The organism is Candidatus Zixiibacteriota bacterium, assembly GCA_034003725.1.
In the GTDB taxonomy this organism is placed as follows: Bacteria; Zixibacteria; MSB-5A5; order GN15; family FEB-12; genus WJMS01.
Genome location: JAVEYB010000001.1, coordinates 432544 through 447953, shown reverse-complemented (window position 1 = coordinate 447953; position 15410 = coordinate 432544). Strand labels below are relative to the sequence as shown.

The following is a 15410-nucleotide window of genomic DNA, read 5'->3' as shown; positions in this document are numbered from 1 at the left end:
CCAAGGAGTTCATGAATGATAAAACGGTTTCTCGTTGTTGCCGCGGCGGCGCTGGTGATGTCGTGCGGCAGTTCTGAAACCGATGTCGTGGTCGACCAGAAAGCCACCATCGAAGTGTCCGGCATTTTCAGTGGGAACGTCACACAGACCCAGTACCTTCGACCGAACAAACAGGCTGTCCTCACCACCGTCCGAATGTCCAGTCCGACCGTAACCGCGGACACCAGCGTCACACAGGAAAACAGAACGGTCCTTCGGCTCGATAAGGGCGTAATGTGGCTGTTGCCGCCGGGCGACGACACCTCGTATGTTGAAATGCCCCTCGCGATGATTCGCGGCAATTTTGAACGGATGCGTCAGCAGTTTGCCGAACTCGATACGTCGGCAGGCGCAACCCCCGGCATAAAGCTGTTCGACAACTCGCACTGGGAGTTGACCGTCAACGACAGCGTCGAGCAAAAAACGATCAACGGCTTTCCCTGTCAGAGGATGGAAATGATCATTACCGGAATCAGCGATCAGCTCGCTACCGACTCGGTACTCCTGAGGGCGGATATCTGGTACTCGTCGGACTTCCCGCAGGCGGAGTTCATCGTCAGGGAAACGCGGGCGGTCGTCGATGCGCTTGGTGTCGACCCCAACTGGCTCGTGAACATCCTCATGTCGTTTGTCGGACAACTGGGGCACGCGTTCACCGATCTGTCGGACGAGCTGAATCAGCTCGATGGTGTGCCGATCCAGACTTCGCTCGTCCTCGAAGCGTCAACGGCCGTCGATCCGACCGCCCCGACCGCCGACAGCCTTGCCCGGCAGGATATGGTCTCGGTTGTCGTGGGTCTCGCACGGATGTATGCCATGGCGACCGGTTTGCCCGCTCCGATTGGACACTTCAGGATTCTCGCGATGGACTCCGAGGTAACCTCGATCCGTTCCGAATCGCTGGACTCGACCCGGTTCGAGATTCCCGCTAATCTGGTTAAGCAGGAAATGCCGGGGGTTCCGGGCGGCGTGACTCCATAAGGTAACGCCCGCCCGTATCGCTGACCGAAGCAGGCTTTTGCGGAACACGGACGCCGAGATATGATCCGGAAAGCGCTATTCTCGTTGTGTGCTCTCGTGGCAGGGCTTGCCCTGCTCGAGGGCGGCGCCCGGCTGTTCGAACTGGCGCTCGGCGGGGCGCCGGGCCGCGAAGCCCCACACGGCTGGCAGGCCACGTTCTTTTCAGAGCTGTTCGACTGGCATGAACCGGACCCTGATCTCCTCTGGCGTTTTCGTGCCGGTCTGGACAACCCGCTCATCCGCACCAACAATGATCATCTCATCGGTGACGAACTGCGCCCGAAAGCTCCGGGCGCAGTTCGTGTCGTTGTCCTCGGCGATTCGTCACCTGTCGGACTCGGTTTGCCGTCGTACCGGCAAACGTTCGCCACGCTACTCGAGCAGGAACTGGTGCAGCGGACCGGCCGGGAGGTGCAACTCATCAACGCTGCCGTCTCCGGCTATACGTCGGAACAAGTCCGCCGCTTTCTGGAGATCCACGGCAGGAAGTTGCAGCCCGATGCCGTTGTCCTGTACTGCGGAAACAACGACGCGTCAGTATCGGGCCCGTACGGCGATCAACAGTTGCTCGAGGCGCAGCGCCTGGTTGGTCTCCGTCGCGCGCTGTCGCACCTCGCCATGTATCGGGTGCTGCGAGCGCTCCTTGCGCCCACGCGAACGGAGGACCAGCCCGGTAATTCCCTCGTAGTGCGGGTACCCCCTGAACGATATGCACACAACCTCCGCGCTATCGCCGACCTCTGCGAAACACTGCGGGCTCGGCTGTACATCTGCGAACCACCCGTTCCGCTCCTGTGGCCCGCGGGACTTCAATTCAAAATCTTCAGACACGTAACGGATAAATCGGGCGAGGTGTTGTTGCCCGCACGAATGAGAGAAATCCTCCAGCGTGACGTACAGTATTGCCTCAGCCCGGCCCGCTTTCAGCTTCTGTACGGAGACGCCGATCGCATCACCCGCGCGGTATATTCCTCGGCAGCCGTCGACACGCGCGAACGCGGCAGTCTCGAGGTCCTCCTCGACCTGTCGCCGGATCGCGATTCCTCAGATGCGGTCGGTTGGAATAATCTCGGTGTGCAGTTCTGGACGCAGGGGGCGTTTGACTCGGCGCTGGTTTGTCTCAAGCGCGCCCGCACTATCTACATGGAAGAATTTGGCGGCAACGCCGCGGTCGATATTCTGGCGGCCGGCTCTCCAATATTGTTTAACACGGGAATCGTCACGCTGTCGCTGGGACCGGATTCGCTGGCAACCGTCATTACTGACTCATTGTTGGCGTACGCCTGGCTCGATTCCGCGCTGCAGGCTGACTACTTCTCGCTGAGAATCAAACGGGAGTACACCAAATGGATCCGACTGGTAGCCGACGAGAAGCAGGTCACGCGAATAGACTTGCCGGCATTGTTCTCAAGAGGAGGAGGGGAGACGCTCTTCGTAGACCATTGCCACCCGGTTGCGCGGGGACACCAGCTGATTGCTGACGCGCTGGCCGACGAAATCACCGCCGATTTAACAAAACCGAACGCGGATTGACTACGCCGACTCGGCCGGATGAGCCGGAACCGCATCCTGCATCTGCCGGGGGGATGACCTGCTTCCCAGAAACCATTCAACCCAGTGATGCACGTCGTGGCGTTTCACCTCGGATCGAAGTACACGCATACGACGTTCACGCTCCTCTTTCGGCATGAGAAATGCCGCATAGATGGCGTCGGCCGTGCCTTCCAGATCAAACGGATTCACCATGATGGCGCCCCTGAACAGTTGCGGCGCCGCCCCGGCAAATTCAGACAGGATCAAAACGCCGTTGTTGTGAATGTTGCTCGCGCAATACTCCTTGGCCACTAGGTTCATGCCGTCGCGAAGTGGCGTGATGAGCGCAATGTCGCTCGCCTGGTAGTGGCCGACTAACTGCACGCGGTCCAGCTCGCGGAACTGATAATGGATCGGAGTCCACCCCTGCCGTGAAAAGCGAGCGTTGATTCGACCGGCCAGTCCGTCGAGATGACTCTTCAGTTCCTGGTAATCGGGGACATTGAGCCGCGACGGCACCACGATTTGCATCAACGACAATTCTCCCACCGTGTCCGGGTACTTCTCGAGCATGCGTTCGAACGCGAGGAATCGTTCGGGGATGCCCTTGGTGTAGTCGAGACGGTCCAGGCCGAGCACGATCGCGCGGGCCTTGAGATTCTCTCGAAGGTACCACACCGCATCCGAAACTTCGCGCGTTTTTGCGAGATCGTTGAACTCGCGAAAGTCGATGGAAATCGGGTAATACCCCAGAAGCGTCTCCCGTCCGTCGAACTTGATCACCGACTGCCGCTTGTGCACGATCCGCTTGGCCTCGGGTATGAGCCACTTGACGCACGTAATGAAGTTGCGGCGGTCGGCCGGCGTCTGGAAACCGATATGGTCGTATTGCAGCATGGCCTGAAGCAAATCGCGGTTTGTCGGCAGGCGGCGAAACAGGTCGACTGACGGAAACGGAATATGCAGAAAGAAATTCAGGGGATGGGTCACGCCGAGCTGTCGAAGATACTTTCCGACATACAGCAACTGGTAGTCATGAATCCATAAGAACGCGCCCTGCTCGGCCGATGCCGCGGTGATTTCGGCGAAACGCCGGTTCACGTCGTGATAGACGCGCAGGTTATCGTGATCGAAGGAGAAATAGCCCAGCAGATCGTGAAACAGCGGCCAGATAGTGCGGTTGGAAAATCCTCGGTAGTACTTCGCAATCTCCTTCTCCGTTACCGGAACGGGAATGAGCCGGTATTGTTGCTGCTCGGAATGCGACAAAAGCAGCTGTTCCGCGGGCGCCTCGCTGCTGCAGCCCGGCCAGCCGATCCAGACGCCCCGCGATTGCCGCATGATCGGGTCTAAAGCGGTGACGAGTCCTCCGGGGCTGGATTTGACGTGCCACTCCCCGGCCTCATCCCGGTATATGGCAACCGGCAGGCGGTTGGACACAATGACGAGCTGTCGCTGTGATAGATCCATGATCACTCCCGACTCGTGGTGATTGCAGTGCGGCGAAGGTGCGGCGTTTAGATGTCTATTGCAAGGTACATCGCGTCAGACTGGGGGGCAACCAAAAAGCCGCCTGAAACGAATACCGGCGGTCTACCTGTCAGTGGCTGAGAGCCAATCGTCGAGAAACTGCAGCAACTCGGAGGGCGGTCGAATCCACAAATCAGCGGCCGTGTCGCGATACGTGGGCCGCACCAGCACACGAAGTCCATGGCCCGCAAGCGCACGAAACGCGTGCTCATCAGTCATGTCATCTCCGAGATAGGCGATCGGCGTCGCCGAAGGGACTTCTTCGAGAATGCTCCGCACCGCCCGCGCTTTCGAGATCTCGGCGTATTTTATCTCCAGCCCGCCGTCGAACTCGAGCAATTCAAGCGCGCGTGTCCGTGCAATACGCGTAAAGCGCGTCAACACGCGCATCCTGACGTCTTCGCGACGGATCTGCGACAACCCCCGCCAGTGAAACGCAACACTGTTGGGTTTGCGCTCGCAGTATCGTTCGAGCCCCTCGGCACGCAGCCATTCCTCGGCGGCCACAAGACCCGCGACAACTTCTTCGGGAAGCGGTGTGATGGAATAACGGCCGTCGGCGCTGATGCGCTCGGCTCCGTGGCTTCCCCAGATTTCCGGAAGCCGCTCGAGCCCCAGCAGGGGCACCAGGTCCTTCGTCCACCGCCCGGATACGATCACGAGCCGCGTTGACTTCGACGCCACAAGGCGTGCGAGCCGTTCCCGAACGCCGGAATAAGGCCTCGCAGCGGTGCGCTCGAGCTTGAAAGGAGCCAGCGTACCGTCGTAATCGAGCATCAGCACGCTGCGCACGCTGTCGGCAAGCGTTGCGAAGTATGCGTCCCTGTCGTAGTCAGCCGAGAGTACCCGCATACCCCCATTTTAACCGGTCATGAGGTGATTGGCAAGTCCTCGACGCAGTCCCAGCATCAACGTGAGATATTCGCGCAGATGCCGGTTGAGCAGGAAGTTCTCGCGAACGAACTTGTGCGCCGTGCGGCCGATCAACTCCATTCGGTCGGGTCGGCTCATCAGTTCGCGGATTCGCAGCGCGGTGCCCTCCGGCGTATCCACCAAAAACCCGGTATGGTGGTTGTGAACCTGCAGGCGAATGCCGCCGACGTTCCCGCCGATCACCGGCTTGCTCTTCCACATCGCCTCCGTAACCGTGAGCCCGAACCCTTCCTGGAGGGATTTCTGAATGACGATTGACGATGCGCGCTGCAACGCATTGATGGTCCTGTGGGCGTCGGGGGGTAACTCGAGAATGTGAATCAGACGGTTGCCATCCGCAGCCGCACGAACCTCCTCCAGCACGGCGGCGCCCTCCGGGTCATCGGTGGCTCCACCGCCGGCCAGCACCAGTTGAGCGTCGATTGTGCCGTTCAAGAGCGTAAAGGCGCGAATGACGCCGATCGGGTCTTTGAACCGGTCGAATCGCGATACCTGCGTCAGAATCGGTCGTTCCGGGTCGATCTGGTGTCGATCGAGCGCCGCTTTGATCTCGCGCGCCGAAAGGTCGACGTTTTTATCCGACAGGGGGTCAATGCTCGGCGCGATTATGAACTTCGGGTGCTCCAGCCGTTGTGCGAATTGCGGCATCGAAAAAATCGACGCGTCGTAGCCGCGTACCAGCGAGCGAATGTAATTCCACACCTTGCGATTGGGATGACTCACATCGATATGGCACCGCCAGATCCATTTCCCGGTGCGTTCGGGACACAGGGCCAGCAGCCGCGCTGGCTGTGGATCGTGAATGAAAACGAAATCGGCGTCGCGAAGGTGTGCGCGGAGGCGGTCGGCATTCGCGGCGACCGTCTCTTCATACACGTCCGTCTGACGTCGTGTCAGCAGGACTTCGTTTCCCTGCAAGCCGTTATGAAACGCCTTCGTAACCTGGAAGAACTCCCCGTGTCCTTCGATCACCTCCCACCGGGCATCGAGCCCCAGGTCGACCATGAGCGGAATCAGCCAGGAGAGGATCTCGGCGACGCCGCCACCTTCCCGTGTCGAGTTGACGTGCACGACGGTCGCCCCGCGCAGGTCGCGCGCTGCCTGCCGCAGCTGCGAAATGGCGTCCGGACCGACCACCGCCTCATAGTCGTGCAGCGTCCTATTCATGGGCGCACTCCGGGAGCGCGGCTTCCACGGCGCGAATCAAGCGCTTCTGGAGTTCCCATAGCGCCACGAAATAGAACTCGACATTTGAGAGGGCATCGACGATCGGCGACACGCCATCCGAAAATCCGTTGAGCCAGAGTGTGAAATCGTCGAGCTTCTCGACGCCACGACGGCGGGCCTCCACGAAATGGTAGTAAATGGAGCTGTGTGACATGTGCGGGAGCTGGGCGCACAGATCTTCCGGCGTCTGAAGTTGGATGCCCGTGTCAAACACCACCGTCACCGCCTGCATGAACTGGAAATCCTGTCCCGGCGGCGCCCACGGAATGTGGTGTACCTCGGATAGGCGTTCTTCTATCACGTCGAGAACGACCTCGCGAATCTCCTGGAGGCTGTTGAGCTTGTAGGGGTTGATAATACCAAGACGCTCGGCCAGTACGCGGTCGCGAAGCTGTCGTCGCGCCCAGACCGCGACGTCGTTATGGAATTCGGGATCATCAAATGTCGGGCGTATGACAGTCTCGCAGAAGTGATGAAACAGGCACTCTTCCGGAGAAACCCGGATCCGTTCCTGCAACTCCCGCAGGTTCATCGCCGTCGGTATGCCCGCCATCCTCGTGATCAGCGTACAGTCTTTGAGCGCAAAGGGCATATTCATGGGTTCGGACGATATATGCATTTCTTAACCGGGTTATATTTTATAACGCCGTGACCATGCTATGGTTCAGTTTTGTTGACTCTGAGCTATCAGGAGGAAAGACGCGCGGGCGCGTATCAGTCGAAAAACGGTTGCCAGTGCGCGCGTGGCGGAGGGGCTCCAAGCAGGCTGATAAAAATCAGCAGCGAGAGAGATACTAATAACGCAGGGTATACGGTCGGTAGGCCAAAAGGCTGACCGGCCGACTCCCAGATGAGCGTGACCGTCATGCCGCCGAGCATGGAACTCACGCCACCCGCCGCAGTGGCGCGTTTCCAGAAGAATGACGCGAGCAGCGCCGGCGTTATCGCCACACCGTACATGGTGTACGCATACAGGGCCATCTCGAGTACCGTCTCGAAAAATCGGAGTTGCAGGAAAGCGACGACTCCCAGCATTACAACCGCGACGCGCGCGAGCCGAACGATATTCGTCTGCGAGATACCAGGGTTGACAAATCTCTGGTAGATATCCCGTACGAAATTGGTGGCCGGCACGAGCAGAAACGAGTCGGCTGTCGATATGATAGCCGCCACGATCGCGGCCAAAGCAAGGCACCCGATCGCCACCGGCAGCGCATTTTTGACGGAGTGAAGGATTACCATCTCGGGATCGATGTCCCCATACAGTCCGTGACCCACGACACCCAGCACGACAATCAGAGTCTCGAGGAATATGGTTCCAAGAATCCAGCCAACCACGGAGCGGCGTGCCGCTCGTTCATCCTGCGCCGAAAAAAATCGTTGGTACATGCCCGATTCGCCGAGCAGCAGCAGCATGGTGGGCAGCGTGTAACCCAACGCCTCCAATATCGTCATGTTTCCGAGCGGCGCGAAGTGCGATGCCGGCAGCGCTGCACGCAGGCTGTCCCATCCGCCGACCGTATCCAGCATGAAGGGCAACGCTACGGTCAGCCCGAGCAGCATGACAATACCGTTCACGACATCGGTGTACGCTACCGAAATCATCCCTGCGAGGACCGTATATCCGATTACAAACGCGGCCGTGATCAATATGCCCGTGTCAACCGGGATGCCGGCGACCAGATTCAACACCATCCCCCCCGCCCGAAACTGGTACGAGACGATTGCCGTGTAGGCGATAATGGTGACCACCGTCGCTATCAGTCGCGCGAAGCGGTTGTAGCGTGTTTCGAGGATATCCGGAACCGTGTACTGTGCGAATCGACGCACGCGACCGGCGATCAGGTACAGCACCACGATGGCGATCCACACCCCGAGATCGAACCAGAGCGCGGCCAGTCCCTTTTCATACGCGAGCCCCGCGCCCGCGATAATCGAGCCGGAACCGATCCACGTGGCAAGAAGCGTCCCCACCAGTACGCGCGCGCTCAGGCGACGTCCGGCCACCATGAAATCATCCTGTGTGCGGACAATCGTCGACCGCCACGCACCAACCACGATGAGCAAAACCAGATACGCGAGGGTCACCCAGAAATAGACCATGCTCGAAATAACCGCTCCGTCAGTTCAATGTCAAAGGCGAAACGCGACGATTAAAAAAACCCCCGGCCACTCGGCCGGGGGCCCTTATCGCTATGCGCGAAATCGCTACAAGCAGAGAGCCGGGCTCTGGCCGCCGAGGAACAGGAAGTTCACAAGGTGGATCAAATCCGACAGATCGACACTGCCGCCGACATCGCCGTTTGTATTGGCCTCTTCGACACACACCGGCGCCGGACCACCAAGGAACAGGTAGTTGACGAGATAGATCAAATCGGACAGGTCGACCGCGTCGGACGCGTCATTGTTGGCGTTGCCCGTGCTTCCCTGACAGCATTCGCAGGCGTCGCCGATGCCGTTCTCGTTGTCGTCCTTCTGATCCGGGTTGAACACCGACAGGCAGTTATCGCAGAGATTGCCGTGACCGTCGGTGTCGTCATCAGCCTGTTCGGGATTGAAATCATCAGGACAGTTATCGACCGCGTCGGTGTACCCGTCACCGTCCTTGTCGTTATTGGACGACGGCCACTCAATGAAGTCGACCCACGCCGCATCGGAGCCGGTGGACTGGCTGCCGTCTTTTGTGTAGGCCCACCGAAACGTGTGCGTCCCTGCCGTCGTCGGATACGATGCGCGGGTCCAGTCCACCGAACCTGACCAGCGTTGCTGTTCGGCTCCGTCGATATAGAACCGCAGGAAGTCCCAGCCGCTCTCCGACGAAACCTTGTACCAGAACGAAATCGTGTCGGCGACGAGGTTGTTGATCGTCACCGCCATCCCGGTGGTCTGGTTATGGGTGATTACACCGGATCGCGCCGCATAGACTCCCGAATGGGTTTCCGTGGTAGTGATCGTCCACGGCGCGGTGCCGTCGAACGTCCACGCAAAAGTCGAGAAGTCGCCGGACTCGAAGTCCTCTACCGACGCGTTGATCATCATCGAAAACGACAGGCAGTTGGCATAGCTGCCGTCGGCCGTGACTTCGAGGTTAAACGCCGCTTCGTATTCCGGGGGAGTCCCCGGATCGATCTCGATAACGTAATCCGTCAGCGAAAACTGCGTTCCGCCGAGTGCGGTAAGGTTCGGGTACGCCGCGCTTGCGGTGGTTACGGTGATCAACGTGTCGTCGCACGACAGCACCGCTTGCACGCCGGTAGCGTTGCCTGCCCCCAGGTTGGTCAAGGCAATCTTGAACGCAGCCGTCTCACCACTGGATACCAGGCCCGCGTTCTGCGACGAGAACGTGATCACCGGCTCGTTAGGCAACGGGGTCAGCTGCACGTTCAGGACGACTGATGCGTAGTCCGCGACCGTCACTCCCGTTACCGTGTCGGAGAAGTAGCCCGGCGAACTGAACTCGAGCGTGTACGTACCGCCTTTGATCATACGATAGTAATCGCCGTGCAACGGATCCGTGAACACTTCCGAGTTGTCAATGTCATGCCCGAGGACACGGATCGTCGCCGCAAGCGGATCGCTGGTTATCGCATCCGTCACCGTGCCGCGGATGCCATAGTAGGCCTGCTCGAGATAATTGACGAGCGAGCGCCGATTGTATCCCCACCATGCAGGCAGCAGTGAGGCGGAGAGAAGCTTGGTGTCGGAAATCTCCATGGTGACTTCGCGGCCGCCGTGGAAGTAACCGAAATAGTCCTGGCGGCCACCGGCTACCTCGTACCAGTCGGAGCCGTTGGTGATGCCGTCATTGAACCCGTCGAGATAGCCCGGGGGAGAGTAGGTCTGGGCGGTATCGCAGTACTCGTGACCGACAAACTGCCACCACGCGTCGTCGGCATGCCGTGTCGACCAGGTATCCCAGGGGTAGTTGAACACTTCTGCGCCGCCGTGGAAGTTGGCGGAGAGCACGCAGTTGTGGTCGGCCGCCCAGTCCATCCAGGCAATCGTTTCCGGCTGCCAGGAGTTGCCGTCGGGGTGCTGGCCGTCCTCGGGGTCCGGGAAATTCCGGTTGAGATCGACACCGTTGGCGTTGTATCGGCGAGCCCCGCTCAACGTGTTGTCGCCGCCGTAGTACGTGCCGTCGGGATTGGCGAGCGGGTTGATGAATATCTCCAAATTGTCCACGAGGGCGGTCATGACCGGATCCACGCCGTAGGTGGAAAGGAGCGAGTCCGCCAAGCGAAGCGTGAGAACATAGGCGGTTGTCTCGTCGCCATGCATGGAAGACGTGTACAAGACTTCAGGTTCGGCCTCGTTGACGGATGGGTTGTCGGAAATCTTGAGGACCAGCAATAGTCGCCCCTGTACGGTCGTCCCGATCGTGTCGAGCACGCACAGGGAGGGGTAGTTGGCAACAAAATCCTCCATCATCGCCACATACGCCGGGTAGGTCGGGTACGCGTCCCAGTCTTCGATGTCCTTCTCCGAGGACATGACCACCTGGGCCTGAGACGAGGGATGAGGCAGTACCGTGAAAGCATACCCCGATGCTTCCAGCGAGGCCAGCTGTCGGTCGTTGGCATACGCAAAAACGGTGTCGCCGACCACATTGTCGATCGATACCAGCTTCGTCAATACGGACAGGTCTTTGCGGGAGTCGAACGTGAGTTGGAGGTAGTATTCCTCTGACGGAGCGGCGGAGGCTCCGATACTGCAAACCAGCACCAGCAGGGCGAGTAGGACTGGTGCCGCGAGTCGGTGCGTCACAATGTCTGTCCTTTCCTTATCGGGTGAGAGCCGTAGACATCCTTAAATATATATCGGAGGGGCGGTTTTTCCAACCACCCCTCCGAATATTCGCGTCAATTCGGCTCTGTTACGGACAGGCCGGCGCCGGGCCACCCATGAACAGGAAGTTCACGAGATAAATGATGTCGGACAGATCAGGCTCGTTCCCGCCGGCTCCGTTGACATTCGCCGACTCCATCACCGCAGGTGGCGGACCGGCGGTGAACAGATAGTTGACCAGATAAATCAAGTCGGACAAATCCGGTCCGGTACTGTCGTTATTGATGTCGCCGCATATGTACTGCGGACCCGAGCTGACAGTCAATTGCACCGGGACGATGATCTGCCCATTCATGGGGTCATTGCTGTTTACAATGACGTTGGCGTCGTATACGCCGTCCTCCAGCCCTTCAGTTCGGAACGACAACTTCAGGCTGTCGGAACCGCCGCCTGCCAAAATCCCGCTCTGGTGATCCATGGTCAGCCACTGATAGGGAGAGTAGAAGACGACCGTGAGCGAATCGTGCACGTACGAACCGCTGTTGAACACCACCTGCAGACCGTCGTTGCCGGCGTCGTTTTCGATCCCGACCGTGCTCGAGGTGAGATCGAATCCCGGCGCCACCGACAGGTAATTGATCGTGATCGTCCCGTCGGACTCGAGAATCACCTGGGCGTTGATCACGTCGCCGACCCCAGCCGAGTACTCAGGATAATTCGTGAACTGAATAACACACCGGTTGCCGGTCGTGTCTATATAGACGTGAGCGCCGGGATTGTTGGGATCCTTCGGATTGAGATCATCCCACATCCAGGCGATCATGTTATTCGGCGTGCCTCCGGTCGGAATGGCCACGTTGCTCAGGGAGCGCATGTCGGTGGCACTGAATCCGATGATGCCGTTGGAACCGACCCAGATCTGGCTGTACGTGTTCCCATAATACGGGAAACCAAATCCGAGTTCGATCGGGCCGATCGCCGTGTCATCGATCATCGGACCGACAATGTCGAATCCCGTGCCGGCGATGCTGTTCCATGTGAACGTCGGACCGCCCGGTTCGTCCGAGTCAATCCACAGATAGCCGAACGCGTCCGGTCCGCCCGCATCCTTGGTAACGTCGTATCCGACCCTCGGATCGAACATCCCCTTGCCGACTTCGACCGCGAATTGCTCGTCGGGATACGAAGTCGGATACGCCGGCTGCACCATGCCCATGGCCTGCAGCCGCTCGAAAGTCTCGTTGCGCTTGAACGCCGCCTGAATCTCTGCCGTGAAGTTCAAGCCGCCCAGACCTATGTTGTTGATATACAGCATCTGCGTCGAGGTGTCGCCCTGGGGGAGATTCTCGCTGATACTGGTCGGCGTCACGTCGATCTCAGGCGGGAAATTGACGTCAACCGAAACATTGTCAACGAACCAGTCGTCGAATGCGCCCGATGTCGCCGTATTACGGAACCGAATCCGGAATCCGGAGTGATAAGCATCGGGCGGGAGGAAATACGTGACCTCCTCATATGTGTTCATGTCGGGGCCTGATCCCAGGTGCTGATTGACAAGCACCCAGTTGGCCGACGAGTTCATGTACTCGACAAAAAGATCGTCGCCCGCGTCCGGAGACTCACCGTTTCCGGTCTGCTGGTAGTGGTACACCAGTGCTATGTCGGTAGCGCCGCTCAGGTCGATGGCCTGCGACATCAACGTGTCGCGGCCGGTCGGACTGCCGTTGAAATTGGCGGCATACGGCGCCGATGGCGGGTTGATCGAGCCGCTGGTAGCCGTCACGTTGCTGACCACGACCCACTTGCCGATATCGACAGTCGGTGCCGGGAACGCGTCGAAAAACGGCAGCGCAAGAGGTTCGCCCGCCGAGGTCGTGATCGCCATCGACGACGCGTTTACCGGACCGGCGGTCGATGTCGCCATGACGACAGCCGTATCGATATCGCCGAAGAATGACGACGGAACGATCACCGCGACCTGCAACATCATCGAATCATTTGACACCATCGTTCCGGTTGACGAAAGAGGTGTCGTGCCGGTCTCGTCATAGATAACCGTCGTCCACGAATTACCACTGACCGACAGCGTGTAATCGTCACTGAAAATGCCGGTGTTTTTGATCTTCAGGCCGTACCAGACCGAGTCGTCTACCGCGCCCGTGCCCGTCACGACCGCAGGGGCAAGACTGACACCGTAGTCGGCGACCCGGAATGTGTATACGCCGGCGGTGTCGGCCTCACCGGTGGTATCAGCGGCCGTGAGGAAATAGTCGATGACCGTGCCCGGCGACTGGGCCGGAATGAATGCATGATATTCATCGGCGCCTCCCGTGGCGGTGAGCGCCTCGAGAACGTATCCGGATCCGACATCGTAGTGCAGGTACAAAGAACTCATGTCGAGCGGCTCTGCGGTGGCCGTGATAGTGCACAGCACCTCGTACGCGTTTACCGTGTCCTGCGTGTCCATCAACGGTTCGTGCGTGATCGACACGCCGGTGGCGTTGCGGCCGTCCAGCGTCAGCGTGCCCGTGTTGTCGGGGTCGAGAATGGCGCTCAGGCCGAGACTCCAGGAGCGGGAGAACTTGCCGTACCAGTCCTCATCATCGTTGCCGCAGGCGGCATAGCCGCCGTGCAACTGGCCGACCACGCGATGGTTCTGGTCATAGAGCGGCGAGCCGGAGGAGCCGCCCTCGGTGGTGCCGTCGTCCCAGTCAAACACCCGCCAGTGGGTGTCGCCGGAGCCGGGAGCGCCGAGATACGCGGTGGAAGCCAGCGGGTCGTTTTCCCAGGATATTTTTTTGATGTCACCGGCCGGGTGATGGATGCCGACAGCCGAAGTCGCCGGCACATCAACGGCCGACCACCCGTTGTACCACACGTTGTATACCTCGGGTACATCGGTCGACAATTCGATCAGCCCGTAATCGGACGTCGAACTGTTGCCGAGTACCGTACCGCCGGTGATCGTCTGGCTGAGCGGACCGTCGATGTTGGAGCAGCTGGGGCTTTCGTAATTGAAGACGAAGACCCACTGCGACTCTACGCCGGTGAGACAGTGGTTCGCGGTGAGGAAGTACGGCGTGAGGTCCTGTCGTACGTTGTTCACCATCGAGCCCGAGCACCAGCGGCTGCCGTTCTGGTTGATGATCATGGCCACAGAGCGCACCTGGTCCTGCCAGTCGGCCGCTTCCGGGCAGTGCACGTTGTTGTTGCACGAGCCGGAATCGCCGAAGCCCTTGTCTTTGTGCCTATTGAACAGGTCGCGGTACGCGTGAACGACATATGATATCTGGATGTCGCCCTTGCCGCGCACCAAAAACGGCTCGTAATACTCGATTACGACCTGGTCGCCCATGACCGGCTGCGTCGCAAAACGGCCGTCCGGCTGCATGTTCTCGAACGTGAACGATCCGATCACGTGCGACTTATCCGCATTGTACAAAAACAGCCGCGCCCCGTTGGGGATATCGAACCGTTCGTACAGAATGTTGATCGAATAGGCGCCCGGCGAGGCCACCCGCAGCCGCCACAGGCGATCGCCGTTCGGCAGGGTGTCCCAGGTTCCGGAATTGGACAGCGTATAGTCGACTTCATGTGGCCAGCCGAACCGCTGCGGCACATCCTTGGGTTCGGCAGCATCCTCGGCGATTAGTTCGTCGACGTTTATCGAGGGCATCAGACGGGAGTCGATCGACGACTTGACCGCGCTCGAGAAACTGACAGGTTCGCCCCCATGGCTGACCTGGCCGTACACTGCCCCGGTGGCGAGCAGGCAGGCCAGCAACATTCCAATAGCGCTCCGGATTTTCATACGCACCTTACATGTTTCACGGGTTTCAGGTTTTATCTCTATTCTTCGTATCGTCTATAGACAGTATGCGGGATCCGCGGCTGAAGTATGTGGTATATGTAACGGGGAGAGCAATCCGGGCAGACAGGCGACGATCGAAACGGACCCACAGCCGCATCAGGCGCGAACTCCAAACACCACGCGCCACGCGAGCGCTGCTGTGAGCGGTATGCAGGTGGTTCGAGCTTTAATCACGGCATCAATGCGGTAAACGTCTGATCGGACCGAGTGTGCTCCTGAGACTGACTCTCCGGCAGCGACTTTTTCGCCAAGCCAACAATTTTAAAATACGGATCGCCTCGTAAATGTCAAGCGTTTAACCGGTTGGCCTGTTTCATATAGCAACGAAAATGGACGATTTTGGGAAAATATGCACAAGCCGGACCCGACCACTGACCGACTCCAATCGATACGAAAATATGATCATAGATTATTAAACCCACATACGCGTCGGTAACTCCTTACCGGATGGGGGCGTCGCCCGCAGCGAGCG

General features: G+C 59.2%; 9 protein-coding genes. 2 read left to right on the top strand and 7 right to left on the bottom strand.

Annotation, left to right across the window (positions count from 1 at the left end; genetic code table 11):
* The first annotated feature begins 15 nt into the window (after positions 1-15).
* Positions 16-1020 carry a hypothetical protein gene (locus RBT76_01910; GenBank protein MDX9856524.1) on the top strand — a complete coding sequence of 335 codons (1005 nt, stop codon included), beginning with the start codon at positions 16-18 and terminating at the stop codon, positions 1018-1020.
* Positions 1021-1080: 60 nt separating this feature from the next.
* A complete protein-coding gene (locus RBT76_01905) occupies positions 1081-2592 on the top strand; it encodes a GDSL-type esterase/lipase family protein (GenBank protein ID MDX9856523.1) in 1512 nt (503 codons plus the stop codon).
* Here the strand turns inward: RBT76_01905 and RBT76_01900 are convergent, their stop codons facing one another.
* The 7 genes from RBT76_01900 to RBT76_01870 form a co-directional block, all read right to left on the bottom strand.
* Positions 2593-4062, bottom strand: coding sequence for a trehalose-6-phosphate synthase (locus RBT76_01900; protein MDX9856522.1), 1470 nt, complete (start codon positions 4060-4062; stop codon positions 2593-2595).
* Positions 4063-4185: 123 nt separating this feature from the next.
* Entirely contained in the window at positions 4186-4974 is a 789-nt protein-coding gene (otsB, locus tag RBT76_01895; protein ID MDX9856521.1) for a trehalose-phosphatase, read from the bottom strand.
* 9 nt (positions 4975-4983) lie between these two features.
* On the bottom strand, positions 4984-6222 hold the full coding sequence (locus tag RBT76_01890) for a glycosyltransferase (GenBank protein ID MDX9856520.1): 1239 nt from the start codon (positions 6220-6222) through the stop codon (positions 4984-4986).
* Complete coding sequence (locus RBT76_01885; GenBank protein MDX9856519.1) at positions 6215-6901, bottom strand: DUF5752 family protein; 687 nt, start codon at positions 6899-6901, stop codon at positions 6215-6217. Before RBT76_01885 ends, RBT76_01890 begins: the two co-directional genes overlap by 8 nt.
* A gap of 95 nt (positions 6902-6996) precedes the next feature.
* Entirely contained in the window at positions 6997-8385 is a 1389-nt protein-coding gene (locus tag RBT76_01880) for a sodium:solute symporter family protein (GenBank protein ID MDX9856518.1), read from the bottom strand.
* A 105-nt stretch (positions 8386-8490) separates the two neighbouring features.
* Positions 8491-11046, bottom strand: a complete 2556-nt coding sequence (locus RBT76_01875; GenBank protein ID MDX9856517.1) for a M14 family zinc carboxypeptidase — start codon at positions 11044-11046, stop codon at positions 8491-8493.
* Between the two features lie 109 nt (positions 11047-11155).
* A complete protein-coding gene (locus RBT76_01870) occupies positions 11156-14878 on the bottom strand; it encodes a trypsin-like peptidase domain-containing protein (GenBank protein MDX9856516.1) in 3723 nt (1240 codons plus the stop codon).
* Between the last annotated feature and the right edge of the window lie 532 nt (positions 14879-15410).

Excerpts from the sequence above, each read along its gene's own strand:
- RBT76_01910 (MDX9856524.1), top strand. The coding sequence starts at position 16 with ATGATAAAACGGTTTCTCGTTGTTGCCGCGGCGGCGCTGGTGATGTCG.
- RBT76_01905 (MDX9856523.1), top strand. The coding sequence starts at position 1,081 with ATGATCCGGAAAGCGCTATTCTCGTTGTGTGCTCTCGTGGCAGGGCTT.
- RBT76_01900 (MDX9856522.1), bottom strand. The coding sequence starts at position 4,062 with ATGGATCTATCACAGCGACAGCTCGTCATTGTGTCCAACCGCCTGCCG.
- otsB (MDX9856521.1), bottom strand. The coding sequence starts at position 4,974 with ATGCGGGTACTCTCGGCTGACTACGACAGGGACGCATACTTCGCAACG.
- RBT76_01890 (MDX9856520.1), bottom strand. The coding sequence starts at position 6,222 with ATGAATAGGACGCTGCACGACTATGAGGCGGTGGTCGGTCCGGACGCC.
- RBT76_01885 (MDX9856519.1), bottom strand. The coding sequence starts at position 6,901 with ATGCATATATCGTCCGAACCCATGAATATGCCCTTTGCGCTCAAAGAC.
- RBT76_01880 (MDX9856518.1), bottom strand. The coding sequence starts at position 8,385 with ATGGTCTATTTCTGGGTGACCCTCGCGTATCTGGTTTTGCTCATCGTG.
- RBT76_01870 (MDX9856516.1), bottom strand. The coding sequence starts at position 14,878 with ATGAAAATCCGGAGCGCTATTGGAATGTTGCTGGCCTGCCTGCTCGCC.